Consider the following 19842-nt stretch of genomic DNA (forward strand, 5'->3'; position numbering starts at 1 on the left):
CATAATTTCCATGATTTCCGGCACCTTGCGCAGCGACGCTTGCCGCGGCCCATCTTCGATTACATCGACGGCGGGGCCGACGACGAACTGACCCTGCGCCGCAACAGCGAAAGCTTCGCGCGCTGCGATCTGGTGCCCAACGTCCTGCGCGGCGTGTCCGAGGTCGATCTGTCGACCACTGTCATGGGCCAGAAGATCGATCTGCCGGTCTATCTGTCGCCGACCGCCTTGCAGCGGCTGTTCCACCACCGGGGCGAACGCGCCACCGCCGCGGCGGCCGAGCGTTTCGGGACGATGTTCGGGGTCTCGTCCCTGGGCACCGTCTCTATGGCCGAGCTTTCGGAAAGGCACGCGAACCCGCAGGTCTATCAGTTCTATTTCCATCGCGACCGGGGATTGAACTCTGCCATGATGCAGGCGGCCAAGGACAGCGGGATCAACGTCATGATGCTGACGGTGGACAGCATCACCGGCGGCAATCGCGAACGCGACCTGCGCAGCGGCTTTTCGATCCCCTTCCGTCTGACACCGGCCGGCATCGCCCAGTTCGGGTTGAAGCCTGCATGGGGCCTGAACTATCTGCTGCGCGAGCGCTTTTCCCTGCCGCAACTGGATGCGCATATCGACATGAAGGGCGACGCGCTGACCATAGGGCGCTATTTCACTGAGATGCTGGACCCCTCGATGAACTGGGACGATGTCGCAGGCATGGTCGCGGAATGGGGCGGCCCCTTCTGTCTGAAAGGCATCATGAGCGTCGAGGACGCCCGCCGCGCCGCCGATATCGGATGCGCGGGGATCGTGCTGTCGAACCACGGAGGTCTTCAGCTGGACGGGTCGCGCACCGCCTTCGATCAGCTGGACGAGATCGTGCAGGCCGTCGGCGACCGGATGGACATCATGATCGACGGCGGCGTCCAGCGCGGAACCCATGTCCTGAAGGCGCTGGCGCTTGGGGCCAAGGCCGTGGGGCTGGGGCGCGCCTATCTTTATGCGCTGGCGGCGGCCGGACAGCCGGGGGTCGAACGGATGCTGGCGCAGATGACCGCCGAGATCACCCGCGACATGCGCCTGATGGGGGTCAGGAACATCCGCGAGCTGACCCCGCAGATGCTGCGCTTTCGCTAGGCTGCCGCGATGCCTGTCCGGGGCATCGCGGGATGCGGGTCATTCGACCTCGGGCAGCAGCGCGGTCAGGAACCCCAGGAACAGCAGCAGGGACAGATAGTTGAACACCTGCTGCATGCCGATCATGTCGGCCAGCCCGCCCAAGGCCGCCGCGCCCAAGGCCCCGACCCCGAAGGCAAAACCGAAGACGAAGCCCGCCACCATGCCCACTTTCTGCGGCATCAGCTCTTGCGCATAGACCACGATGGCGGAAAAGGCCGAAGACAGGATCAGCCCGACCGCTATGCTGAGCGCGACCGCACCGGCAAGGTTAGCATGCGGCAACAGCAGGGCGAACGGCAGGGCGCCCACGATGGACACCCAGATCACCCTGCGCCGCCCGATCCTGTCGCCGATGGGACCGCCGGCGAATGTCCCAAGCGCCACGGCGCCCAGGAAGATGAACAGGATGGTCTGCGCCTGCCGGATCTCAAGCCCGAAGCGTTCGATCAGGAAGAAGGCGTAATAGCTTTTGAAGGTCTCGATATAGACGAATTTGCTGAGCAGCAGGGCTCCGATGACGGCGAAGGCCAGGATCAGGCGCGACCGTGGCAACCGGGGGCCTGCGGCCATCGGCGTCCCGGCAGCCTTCAGCGCCTTCTGGTGATCGGTGAACCAGGCGGCGATGCGGATCAGGATCATCACCCCGACGACCGCCAGCAGGCCGAACCAGACGGTGCTGATCTGCCCCAGGGGCAGCACGAAAAGCGCCGCCGCCAGCGGACCGAGGGCCGTCCCCGTGTTGCCACCGACCTGGAAGCTGGACTGGGCAAAGCCGTATCGGCCGCCCGACGCCATGCGACACACGCGCGAGGCCTCGGGGTGGAACAGCGCCGATCCGATGCCCAGCACCGCCGATGCCGCCAGCAGCAGACCGAACGAATTGGCCAGCCCCAGCATCAGGACGCCCACCGCCACCACCGCCATCGAAATCGCCAGCATGTACTGTTTGGGCCTCAGGTCGCCGTAAAGCCCCATGATCGGCTGCAGCACGCAGGCGGTGATCTGCTGGGCCAGCGTCAACAGCCCCAGCTGGAAATAGCTGAGCGCGTATTCCGATTTCAGCACGGGATAAAGCGCCGGCAGCAGGAACTGGATCAGATCGTTGATCAGATGGGTGCCGCTGACGGCAAGCACGACGGAATAGGATGTCGGTAGCGACAACTGGCGATGGGCGGTCATGGCGGTCCTGCTATTGATCGGTCGTTCGGCCCGTCTTTCCCTTGGGGTCAAGACGACGGGCCGTGTGCATCATGACCGATCACGGGTTGCCTTGCGCGCAAGTTATGCTTGATCTGGGGTGTAGAAAATCTGCTGGATCACGATGTCATTCACCCGCCGTTCCCTGCCGCCGCTGAACGCCCTGCGCGCCTTCGAGGTCTCGGGTCGTCACCTCAACTTTCGCGCCGCATCCGAGGAGCTGGGCGTGACCCAAGGCGCCGTGGCCCAGCAGGTCCGCCTGCTGGAGGATCACCTGGGCATGGCGTTGTTCGACCGCCTGCCGCGGGGTCTGGCGCTGACGGACCAGGGGCGGGCCTATCTGGCGGATCTGTCGCGCGCCTTCGACCTGCTGACCACGGCGACCGACCGCCTGCAGAACCGCGCCGGGGTGGTGACCATCAGCGTCACGCCGACCTTCGCCACGCGGATGCTGATCCCGCAGCTGTCCGCCCTGCAGGCCGCCCTGCCCTTCGTCGAACTGCGCACGGTGGCGACGACCTCCGTTTCGGACTTCGACCGCGACCGGATCGACCTGGCGGTGCGCGAAACCCGCCCCCCCTTTCCCCATGGGATCGAGGCCCGCTTCCTGTTTTCGCAGACGCTGGCACTGGTCGCCAGCCCGCATCTGATCGGCGGCCGGGAAAGCGCATCGGTCAAGGAACGGATCGCGGGGCTGCCCCTGCTGCATGACGCCTATGGCTATTGGTCGCGGTTCTTCGCCACCGATGAAAAGCTGCCCGGGGCGACCTTCAACCAGACATCCCTGGCGCTGGAAGCGGCATTGGCCGGGCAAGGGGTGGCCATCGCCTGCCATGCCTTCGTCGCAGCCGACTTGGCGGAAGGGCGCCTGATCGACTTGGGCAGCCCCGGCTTCGACGCCGACACCGGCTTTTACCTGCTGCGCAAGCGATCGCCGCATCCGGGCAGCGCCGCCGATGCCGTCTGGTCGTGGTGCATCGGGCAATACGGCCGGGACTAGGCCGCAGGACGCCGAGCGCTAGCGATAGCCGAGCGCGGCCGAGGCACCGCGTCCGGCCTCAAGCAGCAGGGCGACATATTCGGGCTTGCGCGTCTCGTCGAAACGGACCAGCGGGAAGGCGATGCTGATGGCGGCCACGGAACGTCCGGCGTGATCCATCACCGGCACCGCCATGCAGCGGACGCCGGCCTCGCTTTCCTCGATCTCCTCGGCATAGCCGCGGGCGCGGGTGGCATCCAGTTCGGCCCGCAGGGCGTCGGGATCGGTGATGGTGCGCGGGGCCAGCTTGCGCAGGTCCATCGCGGCCAGCCTCTCGTCGATCTCGGCCTTGTCGCGGAAGGCCAGCAGCGCCTTGCCAAGCGACGTCGAATGCAGCGGATTGCGCCGGCCAAGGGTGGATTGCATCGACAGCCCATAGGCGCTGTCGTACTTGTGGATATAGGCCACGCGCTGATCGCTGTCGTCCATCACGCCAAGGTTGATGGATTCACCCGTGGCGCGCGACAGGCGACCCATTTCCCGGTCGCAGCATTTCAGCAGATCCTCTTGTCCCCGCAGCACGCGCGCGCCAAGGCCGAACAGCTTCAGCGTCAGCCCATAGCGGTCGGTCTCGGGCTCCTGCTCGACATAGCCCAGATCGACCATGGTCTGCAGCAGCCTGTGCGCCGTCGTCTTCGAGGTCATCGCCCGCTGCGCGATGTCGGCCAAGGGTGCGCGCCGTGTCTCGGCCAGCGATTCAAGCACCGCAAAGACCTTCAGCACGGCGGCAGCATTTTCGGTCTTGGGGGGTCTAGGGGCCATGCCGATGTTCCTGAAATTTCGGAACACCATTCTGTAAAAACACCGACGATCTGTCAATATGGCGTATCACCCTGTGATTGCTGAGGTTTCAGTGGATCCAAAAAACTGTTGATTTATGAAACGTGCCATGCTGATCTCATTTCCGGAACGCCGTTCCGAAATTACCAACGGAGAATCGACCATGCACCCGCTGCTGCGCCAGAAAGACCATTTCATCTCTCGCGCAGAGGTCGGCGGCCTGATCGAGCGGCTGGCCGACAACCTGGTGAACATCACCGATACGACCGGCGAATTCCTGCTGCGGCTGGAGGATGGGCGCGTCATCGACACCAAGGGCTGGGCGGGATGGGAATGGACCCATGGCATCGGGCTCTATGGCCTGCTGCAATACTGGCAGCAGACCGGCAGCGATCGCGCCATGGGGATCATCCGCGACTGGTTCGACGCCCGACTGGCCGAGGGCACGCCCACCAAGAACATCAACACCGTCGCCCCCTTCCTGACGCTGGCGCATCTTTACGAACGCGACCGCAACCCGGTCTGGCTGCCCTATCTGGACACCTGGGCCGAATGGGTCATGCACGACATGCCGCGCACCCGTCAGGGCGGGTTGCAGCATATCGTCTACAACAGCGTGAACGACCAGCAGATCTGGGACGACACGCTGATGATGTCGGTCATGCCGCTGGCCAAGATCGGGCTGGTGCTGAACCGCCCCGATTACGTCGAGGAGGCGAAATACCAGTTCCTGCTGCACGCCCAGTATCTGGCCGACACGCGGTCGGGCCTGTGGTTCCACGGATGGACCTTCGACGGCGACCACAACTTCGCGCGCGCGCTCTGGGCGCGGGGGAACAGCTGGATCACCATCGTCATCCCCGAATTCATCGAGCTGCTGGACCTGCCCCAAGGCGATCCGACACGCCGCCACCTGCTGTCGCTGTTCGAACGCCAGGCGGCAGCGCTGAAGGCCACGCAGGACAACAGCGGCCTGTGGCACACGCTGCTGGACGATCCCGACAGCTACCTCGAGGCCTCGGCCACGGCGGGCTTCGCATACGGGCTGCTGAAAGGCGTGCGCAAACGCTATCTGCCCGCCGAATACGCCCCCGTGGCCGAACGCGCGATCCGCGCCGTGATCGACAACATCAGCCCCGAGGGCGAATTGCGGAACGTGTCATTCGGCACCGCCATGGGCAGCGACCTTGATTATTACCGCCAGATCCCGCGCACCTCGATGCCCTACGGGCAGGCGATGGCGATGCTGGCGCTGGCCGAATACCTGCGCGGCTATATCTGACCGCGCCTGTCCTTGGAGGAGGAGACACCATGACAAGACTGATCCCGATGACGGCCATGGCGCTGGTCCTTGCCAGCGCCGCACAGGCCGAGACGCTGCGCTTCGGCTATGCCCAGAACGCCACCCCCACCGTCGAGGCGATGCAGAAATTCGCAGCCCTGGTCGAGGAAAAGACCGGCGGCGAGGTCACCGTGCAGTTCTTCCCCGACGGCCAGCTGGGCGGCGAGCGCGAGATGGTCGAGATGGTGCAGGGCGGCGCGCTGGACATGACCAAGGTCTCGGGCGGGCTGCTGGAAAGCTTTGCGCCGGTCTATGGCGTCTTTCCGATGCCCTATCTGTTCGACGATCAGGACCATTTCTATCGCGTGATGGACGATGCCGCGATCATGGAGCCGATCTATCAATCCACCGCCGATCTGGGCTTCACGGGGCTGACCTATTACAACTCGGGGGCGCGGAACTTCTATACCTCGAAGACGCCGGTGATGGCGGTCGAGGATCTGAAGGGTCTGAAGATCCGCGTGCTGCAAAGCCCCACCGCCATCCGCATGACCGAGCTTCTGGGCGCGACCCCCGTCGCCATGGGCCAGGCCGAGGTCTATACCTCGCTTCAGCAGGGCGTGCTGGACGGGGCCGAGAACAATGAATTCGCCCTGACCATCGCCCGCCACGCCGAGGTCGCCAAGCACTACAGCTATGACGGTCACACCCGCATCCCCGACATCCTGCTGATCGGCACTGCCGCCATGGATCGCCTGACCGAGGATCAGCGAAGCGCCGTGACGCAGGCCGCCGTCGAATCCACCGACTTCCACAAGACGGTCTGGGACGACGCGGTCGAAGCCGCCGCGACCGAGGCCAAGGATGATTTCGGCATGGAGTTCCACCAGCCCGACATCGCCCCCTTCCGCGAGGCCGTCGCCCCCATCTATGACGAGCTGGACGACACGAACGCCGCCGTGGTGGACCAGATCCGCGCCGCCGGGGGCGCCTGATGGACCGGCTGCGGCGCATGATCGACCTGACCCTCGGGTCGCTGTGCTGCGGCCTTGTCCTGATCCTGGTGGCCGTCCTGGTCTGGCAGGTCTTCAGCCGCTATGCGCTGAACGCGCCATCCTCGGTGACCGAGGAGATCCTGCGCTATGGCGTCATCTGGATGTCGCTTCTGGGCGCGGCCTATGCCACGGGCCGCGGCGGCCACATGAGCGTGGACATGCTGCGCGACCGCCTGTCGCCGCGTGGCCGGTTGCTGCTGGATGCCCTTGTGGCACTGGCCTTCTTGGCATTTGCGGGCATCGTGCTGATCTGGGGTGGCATGAAGGGCGTGACCATCGCCGCCAGCCAGACCAGCGCGGTCATGCGCATCCCCATGTCATGGGTCTATCTGGCGCTGCCTGTCAGCGGGGCGGTGATGATCCTCTATGCCGTCCTGAACCTTGCCGATCTGGCGCGGGGCCGCAGCCGTCACGCGGATGCGCAGACCCAGGCCGAACTGATGGGGGAATAGTCGATGGCCGGACCCGCCAGCCTGATCCTGATCTCGGTCTTCGCTATACTGACGGCGCTTGGCATCCCGCTGGCGCTGTCCATCACGGCGGCGGCCATCGCGGCGGTGCTGCTGGTGCTGCCCTTGGACATGGCGCTGTTCACCGCAGCCCAGAAGATGCTGGCCAGCCTGGACAGTTTCACCCTGCTGGCGGTGCCCTTCTTCATCCTGTCGGGCGTCGTCATGAATTCGGGCGGCATCGCCGTCCGGCTGGTCGATTTCGCCAAGCTGATCGCGGGGCGCATCCCCGGATCGCTGGCCCAGACCAATATCGCGGGCAACATGCTGTTCGGCGCCATCTCGGGGTCGGCCATCGCGGCCTCGACCTCGATCGGGGGCGTCATGGTTCCCATGCAGAAGCGCGAGGGTTATGATCCGGGCTTTGCCGCGGCGGTGAACATCGCCAGTGCGCCCACGGGCATGCTGATCCCGCCCTCGACGGCCTTCATCATCTATTCGCTGGTGGCGGGGGGCGCCTCGATCAGCGCGCTGTTTCTGGGCGGCGCGGTGGCAGGCGCGTTTTGGGGGATCGGGATGATGATCCTGACGGGCATCATCGCCCGCAGGCGCGGATGGCCCGTGGCCCAGGGCATCGGCGCGCGCGACGCGCTGCGGGTGATCGGACGCGCCATCCCCAGCCTGATGCTGATCGTGCTGATCATCGGCGGCATCATGCTGGGCATCGTCACCGCGGTCGAGGCATCGGGCATCGCCGTCGTCTATACGCTGCTGCTGGCCTTCGTGATCCACCGCACCGTGCCGCTGCGCGCCCTGCCCGGCTTCCTGATCGAGACGGTGCAGATGACCGGCGCGATCATGCTGCTGCTGGCGGCCTCGGCGGCGCTCAGCTTCGCGATGGCCTTTACGGGGATCCCCGCGGCGGTGACGGCGATCATTCTTGCGATATCCGAGGATCCGGTGATGGTCATGCTGATTGTCAACCTGCTGCTGCTGGTCGTCGGCTGCTTCATGGACATGGGACCGGCCATCCTGATCTTCACGCCGATCCTGCTGCCCATCGCGCAGAAGGTCGGCTATGACCCGGTGCATTTCGGCGTCGTGATGATCTTCAACCTGGCCATCGGCACGATCACGCCCCCGGTCGGCACCGGCCTCTTCGTCGGCGCCAGCGTCGCCCGCGTCAAGGTCGATGCTGCGGTCCGCGCCCTTGGCCCCTTCTACCTGCTGCTGCTGGTGGTCCTGATGCTGGTCACCTATCTGCCCGCGCTGACCATGTGGCTGCCCCGGCATTTCGGGCTTTGACGATTTCGACGTGACAGCGGGCGCCGCTTGGGGCTGAATGGCCCTGCGGTGCCTGCCGCATGATCGGGATGGTGGCATGAACGACGTCAAGCGCAGGATGGCGGTGTTTTTCGATGCCGACCACTATGCGGCGCAAATCGGCGATGCCAAGCAGAGGGGGCTTGGTCACTACCTCCGCCAGGGCGAGGCGCAGGGCCACGATCCAGGCCCCTATTTCGCAGCGCAATTCTACAAGCGGCGCTATCCCGATTGGGCTGATCAGGGCGCGACCACCGCGCTGCAGGATCTGGTCGCGCGCAGCCTTGCGGGACAGATGCGCCAGCCCCACCCGCTGATTGACCCGGCCTGGTATCTGGCGCATCATCCCGATCTGGCGGCTGTCGGGGCGCAGGCGGCGGTGCATTTCGCGCTGCATGGCGATGATGACGGGCGGTCCCCCTCGGCGGGTTTCGATGCAGGGTTCTATCGCCAGTGCTACATGCCGCTGAACGCCGCCGCCCCCTTCCGCCACTATGTCACCCAAGGCGCGGCGCGCGGTTTCCTGCCCTGCCCGCCTGCCGCCATGACGCCCGAGGACAGCAGCCGACGTTTCGGCCAGATGCTGAGCGGCCTTTCCGCGCCGCTGTTGCTGGTGGCGAATGATGCCCAGCAGGCGGGCGTTCCGCTCCTGACGCTGCAGATCGCCCAAGCGGCGGCAGCGCGCGGCTGGCAGCCCGTCTTCGTCCTGCTGCGGGCCGGGCCGTTGCTGTCGGCGTTCCAGGCGCAGGGACCCGTCGCGATCATGGCCGAGGGCTGGGACATCCAAGGCATCGCCCACGCCATGTCGCCGGGCATGCCCGCCATCGTGAACACGGCCGCCGCAGCCGGGCTGACCGCCGATCTGGCCCCCGGACGCCCCTGCCTGCAGATGCTGCACGAGATGCCGGAGTTTCTGCGCGACCACGGCCTGATGCCCGCGATCCGCGACGCGGCTGCGGCGGGGGCAAGGATCATCGTCTCGATGCCCGCCATGGCGCGAAATCTGGCCGATGATATCGGTGATGCGATGCTGACCATTCAGCCGGGGCTGGTTGCGGAGCATACGCCACTGTCATCCTTTCGCGCACGGCGAAGCGCCCGGACGAGGGGTGGCGACGGGCCGGTCTTCATCGGCGCCGGCCATGCCGATCACCGCAAGGGGTTCGACCTGTTCATCGAGGCCGCACAGGCGATTGCCGCCGAACGCGGCGATGCGCGCTTCGTCTGGCTGGGCGCGGTGGACCCTTGGGCGCAGGGGTTGGCCGACAAGGCGATCTTGGGCGGGCTGGATCTGACCCTGCCGGGCTTCGTTCAGGATGCGCTGGCATGGTATCATGCGTCTGATGTCTATCTGCTGACCTCACGCCAGGATCCCGGTCCTGCAACGGTGATGCATGCCGCAAGGGTCGGCACCCCCTTCGTAGGCTATGCCGCCGACATCGGTCTGCGCGGGGTCGCGGATGATTTCGGGCAGTTCATCCCCCCCGGCGATCGGGACGCTTTCGTGCGCACCGCCCTTGACATGGCCGACCGTCCGCGCCGCCGCGATCTGCGCCGCGAGGTGGTGCGCAGGTCCGATTTCGACCGTTATGTCGATGCGCTTCTGGCGCTGCTCAGCCCTGATCCAGCAGGCGGTTGAGCGTCTTCCACCGCTCGACGGGCATGGCCGGATTGCCGATCATCCGTGCCCCCGCCGGAACGTCGCGGGTCACCACGGCCCCGACGCCGATGATCGCGCCATCCCCGATCCGCAGCGGACGATCGGGGGTCCCGTTGCCGATGACCGCATGGGGCGCAATGTTGACGCCGCTGCCGATCTGGACATGCCCCAAGACGCTGCAATGGATGTTCAGATTGGTGAAATCGCCGATCTGAACGTCATGGGCCACGATGGTCGCCAGCACCTGCACGGCCCTGCCGATGCGGACGTTGGGACCGATCCTGACATGAGGCACGGTGACCGATCCAGCGCCGTAATCCACCGCAGGATCGACATGGGTCTGACCGCCGCAACTGGCCGTGGCAAGGGTCGCATCCTCTTGTTCCAAGCGTGCGACGATCCGCTCTCGCAGGGTGGTGCTGCCCGGGGTGACCAGCACCGGCAGGTCGGGATAAAGCCGCAGCCGGTCGTCCGAGGTGATCACAGGCACCTGCAGCAGCGGATGGGTGAAGCCGTGATCGATGTCGTCGATGACCGCGCGCACCCGCACGCGGCCCTGCCAGCGATCTTCCAGCCCGCGCAGGATCATCATGCTGTGGCCCCGCGATCCGAAGACCACGATCTCGTCGAACTCAGAGGTCGATTTCATCGCAGACCTTTCTTGCTGCTGCGGCCATGCGGTCGACATCCCGGTCCGTGACCCCGGAATGCAGTGGCAGGCAGATAAATTCAGGCGCGACATCGGGGGCAATCGCGGGCCCGCCCGTGGTCGCGATGAGGCTGTCGGGCAGCATCGTCCCCGGACCGCACAACAAGGGGAAGTGGTCGCGGGCGTGGATACCCGCCTCGGCCAGGTGGAACATCAGGCGCGGGCGCAGCGCGGCGGGCATGCGCAGCGGGTAATAGATCATGCTGTCGCTGGCCCCCTTGCGGTTGGGATGGATGGACACCCGGGACAAGCCACCAAAGGCGTCATCATAGAGCGCCCGCAACCGGATGCGTGTGGCGATTTCGGCGTCCAGCTTGTCCAGAACCGACAGACCCGTGGCCGCCTGCGCCTCGGACATCTTGGCGTTGATGCCGGGCATGACCATGCGTCCCGCCTCCAGCCCGAAATTGCGCATCCGGACCATGCGGTCGGCCTGCCGACCCGGAAGGGCGACGGCACCGCCTTCGCCGGTGTGCATCAGCTTGGTCGCATGCAGCGAAAACGCCGAGGCGTCGCCCCATTCCGCGATGGGTCTGCCATCCAGCGTCAGGCCGAAGGCATGGGCCGCGTCATAGACCAGCCACAGCCCGTGCCGCGCGGCCAGATCGCCCATCTGGCCGACATCGCAGGGCACGCCGAAGAAATGCACCGGCAGGATGGCCGCCGTGCGTGGCGTGATGGCGCGTTCGACCGCATCGGGGCACAGAGACAGCGTCACCGGATCGATATCGGCAAAGACCGGCTTGAAGCCGCACCACAGGATCGCCTGCACCGTGGCGGCAAAGCTTAAGGGCGTGGTGATCACCTCGGACCCTTCGGGAAGGTCGCCCATGCGCAGCGCCATCATCAGCGCCATCGTGCCCGATGACACCAGCCGCACCGTCCCCCCGCCGATCAGCGGCATCAGCCGCCGTTCCAGCCGTTCGTGCAGGATGCCGCCATTGCTGAGCCAACCGGCCGTCACCGCCTCGGACATCAAATGCGCGATCTGCTGCGGATCGGGCATGATGGGGCGGCCGAAGGTGACCAGCGCGTCAGCTTTCATCGAACTCTCCGGCCAGAAGGGCGGCGCGGACATCGCCGTTGCAGGTCCGGCGCTGCTGGAACGGCTTGAACTGGTTCACGCCGCGCCCCGCCACCGGCAGCATCCGCAGGTCTTGCGCTGCGCAGCACACGCCGATCATGCGTTCGATCGCATGGGCCAACGTGCCGTCGACCTGCCCCAGTTCGGGCGGGAAATGGTCGGGCGTCAGACCCAGGTCCAGCAACGGGCGGATCGCATCGACCCGCGCCCAGAACATCGACCCGGCGGGAAAGCGCAGGCGGGTGTCGTCAGGCAAGGCATCGCCCAGCCCCATGCGATGGGCGACTTCCCGGGCGATGTCGAAGTTGTCGCCCCAATGCGCCGCGCCGATGACATTGCGGAAGATGACCGGAGCGACGATGCCCAGCTGCGCGATGTCGTCGAACATGGACAGGATGCGGTTGATCTCGTCACGGCGGGGCAGCAGGCAGTCCAGGTTGTGGGTCAGCCAATCGTCCAGCCGGTCGGAATGGACCGAGCGCTTGCCGTGCAGATGCAGCACGATGTCATGGTCGTCATGTCGGTCGGCGAAGCCCACGAACTTGGGGCAGATGTCGCGGCCACGGTTCGCCATCACGCGGATCTCTGCATCGGGCAGGACCTGCTTCAGCCGTGCGGCCTTGGCCTCGGTATCGGTCGAGACATAGAGCCGCATCGGCGCATCGATCCGCGACAGGCGATCGGCGAAGACGGGCGCAAGCTCGTCGTAATACAGGTGCAGAAAGACGCCCACGGGGCGTTTCAGCGGCACGGGCGCCCGTCGTGGCCACAGGCGCAGATGCCGCTTCAACGGGTCGCGCAGGTAATGATCGGGGCTGCCATGCCACAGCGGCTCGTTGCGCATGATGCGGATCATGTTCGCATCGCGCTGCGCGGGGTGCTGCAGCGCGTGATGTGCGCCCGATCCCTTGGCGACCGCCTCCAGCAGGCGTTGCGCACGGGCGGCGGGGCGTTCCATGGTCCGGGTCAGATCGGTGGCATGCGGGTCCATGGCGGCGGCCTGCGCGATCCGCAGATCGGCCATCAGCGCATGAATGACGCCCTGGGTTTCGGGCGGGGCGGGCGGGGTTGCGGGGGTGGGTTCCGGCCCTGCCAAGGCGGCGGCGATCCTGCTGATCTGCAGGGCGGCCTGCGCCATCCCCTTCTGCTGTTCCCTGGCCGAGCGTTCCGGGGCGACCAGATCCGGCATCGGCTGCGGGTCGGGTCCGCGGGCAAAGGCGAAGGGGGCAACCGTCCCCGCCGCGACCAGATCACCCGCCATCGCGATCAGGCGGCCCGCCACCCCGTCGAAGCCGAAATCACGCGCCACCCGACGGTGAAGGTCCAGGCGCTGCTGCATGTCGGCGGGCGGGCCCTGCAGAGCGGCGGTCAGCATCCGGCCCAGCTCCTCGGTCGTTCCCGCCTGCATCAGTTCGGGGATGTCGGGTGCCTGAAACCCCTCGATCAGGTCCGAGACGACGACCGCCCCCGCGGCCAAGGCGTCGAAGCTGCGATTGCTCATGATCCCCTGCTCGATCATGGTCGGCATGTGTGAATTCAGGATCACCCGCGCCGAGGCGTAAAGCCCCGGCAACTGTCCGGGCGGAACGCGTTCGCCCTTCCAGCAGCGATCGGGGATCACGCCCTGCCATCCGGGGCCATGGACATGCACGTCGAAGCCCAGCTTGATGGCATTGGTCACCAGACGGCGGCGGGCGCGGGGCGCATAGGCCCCCACGAACAGGACGGGGATCGTTTCCGCCGAAGCCGGGCGATGGGACGGGTGGAAGCGCCGGGTGTTCGTGGCCTGATGCATCAGGCGGGCATCCAGACCGCTGCGGGCAAGATCGGCTGCCTGGCGTGCCGAGGCGCTCAGCACCAGCTGGAACCGGCCCAGCATCTGCGGACAGGCAAAGGTCGCGGGGCTGATCATCCAGCTGATGTTGGCGATGCCGGGGGTCGCATCCTCAAGATGCGGGCCGTTGATCTTCAGGTGGACGGCCGGCCCCTCCACGGGCTTCGGGTCCTCACCGCGCGTCAGGATCGTGGCCTGCGCGCCCTGCAGCGCCAGCGCCTCGGCCAGATCGCGGGCAAAGAAGACGTCGCCCCATCGTTCGGCCCCCGCACGGGTGCTGTTGGTGGTGATGTGGAAATGCACGTTCGGCCTGCACCCGCGTTGATGAAGCAGTCTGGATCCCATCAGGCATCGCATGACATCCCGACGCAACCCCGCCGTTGAAAAAGGCGCCGCACCCCGGTGCAGCGCCCCCTGACGATCGACATCCCGCATCCCGACACGCGATGTGCCGGGGTGCAGGGCCGGTCACATGACCAGCGGCTTGTCGTTCCGGGCGTGGCGCACGGCCAGCTTGCGGCCCATCCGTCCCGAGGCCAGCGGACGCGCCGAGACCGCCGTGTAGTCCATGTCGCGCAGTTCGGGGAACAGGGCGAAGACCTCCTCGAGCGCGGCGGCACCGATCGAACGAAGCGCCTCGGGTCCGGTGAACAGCGTTTCGGTCAGCGCACCATCCGACAGGACAACCTCGTGGCGTTCGAACAGCATGTGGAAATATTCCACCTCGGCGTCGTCACGAACGATGTCAATGCCGTCCAGCTGGCACAGTTGCTTGGCCGCAACCAGGACCTCGTCCGTGCCGAACATCTTCTGCGCGATGCCCGAGCGGACAAGGACGCGGTGCTGCGGCGAAACCGTCAGGTCACGTTCGGGGGTGTTCGCCCCCAAGGCCCCGCGGCGAATGCGGATCGGGCGCAGTTCGGGCGTCAGGTTCAGTTCGACCGACCCGACGACGCGGCTGCCGATCCAGCGGATGGGCTGCATGCCGTTGTCGGCGGTCCAGACCATGTCGCCCTGTTGCAGATCCTCGACGGCCACCTGACCGCGGTCGGTGGTGATCATGGTTCCGCGCGTGAAACAGGGAACGAACACCCCGCTTTGGTCCACAGTGGCATCCGCGTAAAGCGTCAGCGTCGCGTTCACGGTGCCAGTGATCTGGGTCAACAAGCCGGGTGCTCCGTCCGGGTAGATCAGAAAGGTTCCGCCGGAAGTTCCCCTGACCAGAATGACGGGATATTGAACCAGTGACCCGGTGACCAAGCCACCCAACTGGCCGACACCGACAACCGTGGCGCCTGTCAGGTTGGGGGCCGTCACGAGCGGGTCGGACAGTGTGTTTGCAAGCCCTCCATCACGATTGAAACCGATCGTTTCGGTTCTTTCGATGAAGTCGTCGGCATCATTGTCTGTTGCTTGCACGTCTCCGGCAGCCGTAAACAGCGACCCGACGTTCAATGGGACCTGGTATGTCACCTGGTTCTGACCGTTGAAATCGATATTGTTGGCAGGAAGGCCCAAGACACCCACCCTCTGCATGCCGACATTTTCTAACGTGAATGCCATGTCGCATCCTCCTTGACAAAAACTGACCGCACCGAACGGCGGCGGTCAGAACGCGATACTGTGTCATGGATATGCGCGCGCCCTGTGGCGGGTCTTTGCGCGTTGAACCGTTCCAGACGTTTTACATCGAGTTCATGGTCCGACGTTGCCTGATTAACGATGATTCAGGAAGCTAAATTTTTAGAATCTTGGCGAATAATTAATTTATTTCTGTTCCATGTTTATACATAAAGAAAATCTGGATGATTCTGTTCAATCCGTCATCATCAACACAACTTATTCTTGCATAGATTTTTGAATCTTGGGCCCAAGTATTTGCATATGATGCATTTCGGGACAGGCCGAAGCTGCTTGCCGCCCCGATCCGCTGAACAGGCCAGTGCCAGACAGGATGACGGGCCTGACAGCCGCAGCGGTGCGGGCCATATCCGGGCCTCACATCACCGGATGACAAAGCCCTGATCGGTACGACGACGGGTCGCGAACCGTGCGGGCGTCACCTCCGCCGCATAGATATGTCCAAGCATATCAATCGCTGAGGTAATCGTCCTGTTCCGCGGCCGCCCCCAGGTGCTTCGACTTGTCCCAGCCCGACCATTCGATCAGTTCGGACAGATCCTCGGGGTCCGGGCGCATGGCGTTGATCGTGCAGACCGCGCGGGCCCTGGCGCGGATGCATTCGCCGACAAGCTCGTTCGGGACATGCTGGCCCGGGCGCAGGTTCATGTCGCGCAAGGCAATCTCGGACATGTCGAGACGCATGCCGCCATAGATCAGGACATAGGTCATAAAAGCCCCCAGACAGCTGAACGATTTACACAGCGATATTATTGCCGATTCTCTTTCGCAATGTAAGCCCTCGGCTCGGAACTGCTACAAGGATGCATTCCGCAGCCCGAAGAACAGGCAACCGATTAATGTTATTGTGCAGACTTTATAAATGAAATGCCCGTGCAAGACTTCATGATTTTGTAAAACGGCTGATATCAAGATCCGGCGTCCGGACGTCCGGACGTCCGCAGGACCGCAGCGGCGCGTCGCCCCACGTCACCCTATCAACCTGAAGTGGTGACGACGCGATGTTCTGGCACGTCTTGTTGACCTTAAGTCATGCGGGAAGGTCACCGTCATGAAAAATATACATAAAATCTTAACTTTCCCTATCTGACTGTAATCCCGCTGCAAATCTGGCTGTATCGCGGTGAAAACTTTCATGGACAGGTGGAGATCACGGTTGCATGATCTGCAAATTGACAGGGCGGCGGGGCGCGCGGGCGATCTCTGCCGACAACAAGAAATGCAGCCGTCATTACCTTCAGTTGCAAGACAGGGAAGAGAAACCATGCCGAATCCAGGCCAGACCCAGAACCAGTGGTGGATCAACGACCAATCGCCCGATGATCCCTTTGGCAAGAGCGACGATTACGAAGCCTTCCTCGATTACGTCGGTGCGCTGCGCCGCGACCTGACGCCCGCCATCGCCGCCGAACCGCTGCGGATCAACGTGTCCGAGCTGAACGACCACCCCGATTACCAGGCGGCGGCGGTTGGCGCGCTGACCATGTGGTCCTCGGTCACGCCCATGACGTTCGAGATCGTCTATGACGCCCCCTTCGACCCCACGACCGACTGGATGGAGGTCGTCAGCCCCGAGCTGGGCGAGCAAAGCGACGGCAGCGCCTTTTCCAGCAACCGCTATGTCAGCATCGGCCAGCGGTTCCACGACACCGAGCCGAACAAGACCGACATCGGCGGCTATGTCTTCGACAGCTTCGTGCATGAATTCGGCCATGAATTCGGGCTGAACCACCCCGGTCTTTACAACTACAGCGGCCCGGGCGGTGTGCAGATCAACTATCTGAACAACGCCACGTGGAGCTATGACCGCCAGCAATACAGCGTCATGTCCTATTTCGACGGCATCGACGTGGGCGAACGGTCCAGCTGGTCGGCCGTGACGCCCCTGATGGCCGATATCGAGGCGATCAACCGCCGCTTCTTCTCGACCGTGGACGAGGACGGGGTGAGAACCTTCCAGAAGATCGACCTGAACACCGGTGACAACACCTATGGCTTCGGCAGCAGCGAATACGGCTATCTGCTGACCTCGTCGGGGATGCAGCACGACATCGGCTTCGTCATCCACGACACGGGCGGCACGGATACGATCGACTTCTCCGGCTCGACCGCCGGCACCATCCTTGACCTGCGCGCCGGTGAATTTTCCAGCGTGAACGGGCACCGCAACAACGTCTCGATCTATGCGGGCCATAACGACGATGCGACCGAATATTACATCGAGAACGGCATCGGCAGCCAGTTCGACGACGTGCTGATCGGGAATGACGGCAACAACATCCTGGACGGTCGCGAAGGCGCCGACAGCATGGCGGGCTATGGCGGCGACGACATCTATTACGTGGATTCCATCGACGACATCGTGCGCGAGGAAAAGGACGGCGGCTTCGACACGGTGGTCCTGCTGTCGCGCGACCTGAACATCCGCAAGATCGCCAATGTCGAACGCATCATCTATGCTGATGAATCCTCGCTGCAGGCGGCGGGCATGTCCGACGACGGCCCCGCGCCGGTCATCGGGGACACCACGCTGGACAGCATCATCTTCGGCGAGGATACCGCCGACACGCTGGACGGCGGTGCGGGCAGCAACACCATCTATGGCATGGGCGGCGACGACCTGATCATCGGCGGGCGCGATTCACTGGCCAGCCGCGACATCAACAACACCATCCCCGTGTCCCAGCTGGAGGATCAGACCGAAAGCGACGATGGCGGTGACGCGCTGTTTGGCGGCGACGGCAATGACACCATCTTCGGCGGGGCAGGCAACGATATCCTGAACGGCGGCGACGGCGACGACATGCTGTCGGGTCAGGAGGGCATCGACGTCTTCATCGGCGGCGCGGGCATCGACACGGTCGATTACAGCCACGAAAGCCCCTTCCAGCTGATCGTGAACCTGGAAACCAACGTTGCCAGCGGCGGCACCGCCTCGGGCGACACCTTCTATGGGATCGAGAACCTGATCGGGTCCGACGACCGCATCGACCGCTTCATCGGCACGGCTGACGACAACCACTTCTGGGGTCGCGGCGGCGGCGACTTCTTCAACGGCGGCGACGGCAACGACACGCTGGACGGCGGCAACGACGGCGACATCCTCTATGGCGAGGGCGGCGACGACGTGCTGATCGGCGGCGCGGGGCAGGATTACCTGCACGGCGGCGACGGCAACGACACCATCGTCTATGCCGACAGCGAGACCGGCGTCACCGTCGATCTGGCCGCAGGCACCGCCAATGGCGGCGAGGCTGACGGCCCGGTCCAGATCGTGGGTCGCGGCACGCTGATCCGCCACGACATCATCGTCGATGTGGAAAACGTCGTCGGCTCGGCCCATGACGACCGGCTGATCGGCACGGGTGGCGTGAACGAGCTGATCGGCGGCGCGGGCAACGACACGCTGACGGGTGGCGGCGGGTCCGACATCCTGAACGGCGGGGCGGGCAACGACACGGCGGATTACTCTGACGCGAACCGTGGCATCCGCCTGATGCTGGACCGCAGCGGCAATGGCGGCGACCGCTACATCTCGATCGAGAACCTCTCGGGGACGGGCTTCAAGGACCGCATCACCGGGGATGACGGCGCGAACGTCCTGACCGGACAGGGCGGCGACGACATCATCAAGGGCGGCGCCGGCAACGACACGCTGCTGGGCGATTTCGGCGACCGTGAGAACGCCGTGCCGCGCCCCGGCATGGGCAGCGGCTATGCCACGCTTGGCGCGGATGCGGGCAACAACTCGATCCAGACGGCCTTCGACATTTCGGACAACTTCTCGCTGGCGGATGACCCCGACATCTTCGACGCGACCACGGTGCTGCACACCACGGTCAATGCCACGGGCAACGGCCAGGGCGGCTATTACAGCATCGACCTGGCCGCGGGCACCGTCATCACCATCGACATCGACGGCATCGCCGATCCGGGCGTCCACGACAGCTGGGTCCGCCTGCTGGACGCCGAGGGCAATATCGTCGCCCAGAACGACGACGGCGGTGGCGATCCCGGGTCGAACAGCACCCGTGATTCCAGCACCGTCTTCGTGGCGCAGGAAACCGGCACCTATTACATCGTCGAGGGCAGCTGGTCGCCCGACGCCCCCGGCGACGGCTGGTCGGAGACCATCCCCGAGGGGTCGGAATACAAGCTGAACGTCTCGGTCGATTTCCCGCCGGCCCCGGAACAGCCGGGCGAGGCGGGCGACGACAAGCTGCGCGGCGGTGCGGGGGCCGACCTGCTGGATGGCGGGCTTGGCATGGACACGCTGTCGGGCGACGCGGGCGCGGACAGCTTCCGCTTCTCGACCGCGCTTGGGGATGACAACGTCGACCGGATCACCGATTTCGGCAATGGCGCCGACCTGATCCTGCTGGATGATTTCATCTTCACCGACCTTGGCGGCACGGGCGCCCTGTCGGCGGATGTCTTCGTCAGCAGCGATGCGGGCCTGTCCTTCGATGCCGACGACCGCATCATCTATGACAGCAGCACCGGCGCGCTGTCCTATGATGCCGATGGCACGGGCGAGATGGCGGCGATCCAGTTCGCACAGCTTTCCGCCTCGCTGAACCTGTCGGCATCCGACTTCGTGATCGCCTGAGAGGTGACAG

General features: G+C 64.9%; 15 protein-coding genes. 8 read left to right on the plus strand and 7 right to left on the minus strand.

Features of this window, described 5'->3' with window-relative positions; translation table 11 throughout:
- Window positions 1-39: 39 nt before the first annotated feature.
- Complete coding sequence (locus tag DDE75_RS11665; protein ID WP_245894714.1) at window positions 40-1128, plus strand: alpha-hydroxy acid oxidase; 1089 nt, start codon at window positions 40-42, stop codon at window positions 1126-1128.
- 39 nt (window positions 1129-1167) lie between these two features.
- Here the strand turns inward: DDE75_RS11665 and DDE75_RS11670 are convergent, their stop codons facing one another.
- On the minus strand, window positions 1168-2349 hold the full coding sequence (locus DDE75_RS11670; protein WP_108502560.1) for an MFS transporter: 1182 nt from the start codon (window positions 2347-2349) through the stop codon (window positions 1168-1170).
- A 142-nt stretch (window positions 2350-2491) separates the two neighbouring features.
- Here DDE75_RS11670 and DDE75_RS11675 point away from each other — a divergent pair, with 142 nt between their 5' ends.
- Window positions 2492-3367: a LysR substrate-binding domain-containing protein gene (locus tag DDE75_RS11675; protein WP_108502561.1), complete on the plus strand. Its 876-nt coding sequence runs from the start codon at window positions 2492-2494 to the stop codon at window positions 3365-3367.
- Window positions 3368-3385: 18 nt separating this feature from the next.
- Here DDE75_RS11675 and kdgR read toward each other — a convergent pair whose 3' ends face one another.
- A complete protein-coding gene (gene kdgR / locus DDE75_RS11680) occupies window positions 3386-4168 on the minus strand; it encodes a DNA-binding transcriptional regulator KdgR (protein WP_108502702.1) in 783 nt (260 codons plus the stop codon).
- A gap of 127 nt (window positions 4169-4295) precedes the next feature.
- Here kdgR and bglB point away from each other — a divergent pair, with 127 nt between their 5' ends.
- The 5 genes from bglB (at window position 4296) to DDE75_RS11705 (ending at window position 9934) form a co-directional block, all read left to right on the plus strand.
- The gene (gene bglB / locus DDE75_RS11685) at window positions 4296-5468 is read left to right on the plus strand and encodes a beta-galactosidase BglB (RefSeq protein WP_245894715.1); all 1173 of its coding nucleotides are present in this window, start codon (window positions 4296-4298) and stop codon (window positions 5466-5468) included.
- Window positions 5469-5497: 29 nt separating this feature from the next.
- Entirely contained in the window at window positions 5498-6463 is a 966-nt protein-coding gene (locus DDE75_RS11690) for a TRAP transporter substrate-binding protein (protein ID WP_108502562.1), read from the plus strand.
- A complete protein-coding gene (locus DDE75_RS11695) occupies window positions 6463-6975 on the plus strand; it encodes a TRAP transporter small permease (protein WP_108502563.1) in 513 nt (170 codons plus the stop codon). The genes DDE75_RS11690 and DDE75_RS11695 overlap by 1 nt, the downstream gene beginning before the upstream one ends.
- A 3-nt stretch (window positions 6976-6978) precedes the next feature.
- Window positions 6979-8277 (plus strand): TRAP transporter large permease, encoded by a 1299-nt coding sequence (locus tag DDE75_RS11700; RefSeq protein WP_108502564.1) that lies wholly within the window; start codon window positions 6979-6981, stop codon window positions 8275-8277.
- A gap of 76 nt (window positions 8278-8353) precedes the next feature.
- Entirely contained in the window at window positions 8354-9934 is a 1581-nt protein-coding gene (locus tag DDE75_RS11705) for a glycosyltransferase (protein ID WP_162799008.1), read from the plus strand.
- Here the strand turns inward: DDE75_RS11705 and DDE75_RS17765 are convergent.
- The 5 genes from DDE75_RS17765 to DDE75_RS11730 all read right to left on the minus strand — a co-directional run bounded on the left by DDE75_RS17765 (window position 9909) and on the right by DDE75_RS11730 (window position 15934).
- Window positions 9909-10604 (minus strand): LbetaH domain-containing protein, encoded by a 696-nt coding sequence (locus DDE75_RS17765; protein ID WP_108502566.1) that lies wholly within the window; start codon window positions 10602-10604, stop codon window positions 9909-9911. The two genes, DDE75_RS11705 and DDE75_RS17765, sit on opposite strands and share 26 nt — an antisense overlap.
- A complete protein-coding gene (locus DDE75_RS11715; RefSeq protein ID WP_108502567.1) occupies window positions 10588-11709 on the minus strand; it encodes a DegT/DnrJ/EryC1/StrS family aminotransferase in 1122 nt (373 codons plus the stop codon). Before DDE75_RS11715 ends, DDE75_RS17765 begins: the two co-directional genes overlap by 17 nt.
- Window positions 11699-13885: a rhamnan synthesis F family protein gene (locus tag DDE75_RS11720; protein ID WP_162799009.1), complete on the minus strand. Its 2187-nt coding sequence runs from the start codon at window positions 13883-13885 to the stop codon at window positions 11699-11701. The genes DDE75_RS11715 and DDE75_RS11720 overlap by 11 nt, the downstream gene beginning before the upstream one ends.
- A gap of 165 nt (window positions 13886-14050) precedes the next feature.
- Window positions 14051-14746: a Hint domain-containing protein gene (locus tag DDE75_RS11725; RefSeq protein WP_245894716.1), complete on the minus strand. Its 696-nt coding sequence runs from the start codon at window positions 14744-14746 to the stop codon at window positions 14051-14053.
- Between the two features lie 927 nt (window positions 14747-15673).
- Complete coding sequence (locus tag DDE75_RS11730; RefSeq protein ID WP_108502570.1) at window positions 15674-15934, minus strand: hypothetical protein; 261 nt, start codon at window positions 15932-15934, stop codon at window positions 15674-15676.
- Between the two features lie 553 nt (window positions 15935-16487).
- Here DDE75_RS11730 and DDE75_RS11735 point away from each other — a divergent pair.
- Complete coding sequence (locus tag DDE75_RS11735) at window positions 16488-19832, plus strand: M10 family metallopeptidase C-terminal domain-containing protein (RefSeq protein ID WP_108502571.1); 3345 nt, start codon at window positions 16488-16490, stop codon at window positions 19830-19832.
- Window positions 19833-19842: the final 10 nt, after the last annotated feature.

Origin of the sequence: Paracoccus indicus (assembly GCF_003056335.1) — a bacterium.
In the GTDB taxonomy this organism is placed as follows: Bacteria; Pseudomonadota; Alphaproteobacteria; order Rhodobacterales; family Rhodobacteraceae; genus Paracoccus; species Paracoccus indicus.

Coding starts and splice junctions, on each gene's coding strand:
- DDE75_RS11690 (WP_108502562.1), top strand. CDS start 5,498: ATGACAAGACTGATCCCGATGACGGCCATGGCGCTGGTCCTTGCCAGC.
- DDE75_RS11695 (WP_108502563.1), top strand. CDS start 6,463: ATGGACCGGCTGCGGCGCATGATCGACCTGACCCTCGGGTCGCTGTGC.
- DDE75_RS11735 (WP_108502571.1), top strand. CDS start 16,488: ATGCCGAATCCAGGCCAGACCCAGAACCAGTGGTGGATCAACGACCAA.
- DDE75_RS11700 (WP_108502564.1), top strand. CDS start 6,979: ATGGCCGGACCCGCCAGCCTGATCCTGATCTCGGTCTTCGCTATACTG.
- DDE75_RS11705 (WP_162799008.1), top strand. CDS start 8,354: ATGAACGACGTCAAGCGCAGGATGGCGGTGTTTTTCGATGCCGACCAC.
- bglB (WP_245894715.1), top strand. CDS start 4,296: ATGCTGATCTCATTTCCGGAACGCCGTTCCGAAATTACCAACGGAGAA.
- DDE75_RS11670 (WP_108502560.1), bottom strand. CDS start 2,349: ATGACCGCCCATCGCCAGTTGTCGCTACCGACATCCTATTCCGTCGTG.
- DDE75_RS11675 (WP_108502561.1), top strand. CDS start 2,492: ATGTCATTCACCCGCCGTTCCCTGCCGCCGCTGAACGCCCTGCGCGCC.
- DDE75_RS11715 (WP_108502567.1), bottom strand. CDS start 11,709: ATGAAAGCTGACGCGCTGGTCACCTTCGGCCGCCCCATCATGCCCGAT.
- DDE75_RS11730 (WP_108502570.1), bottom strand. CDS start 15,934: ATGACCTATGTCCTGATCTATGGCGGCATGCGTCTCGACATGTCCGAG.
- DDE75_RS17765 (WP_108502566.1), bottom strand. CDS start 10,604: ATGAAATCGACCTCTGAGTTCGACGAGATCGTGGTCTTCGGATCGCGG.
- kdgR (WP_108502702.1), bottom strand. CDS start 4,168: ATGGCCCCTAGACCCCCCAAGACCGAAAATGCTGCCGCCGTGCTGAAG.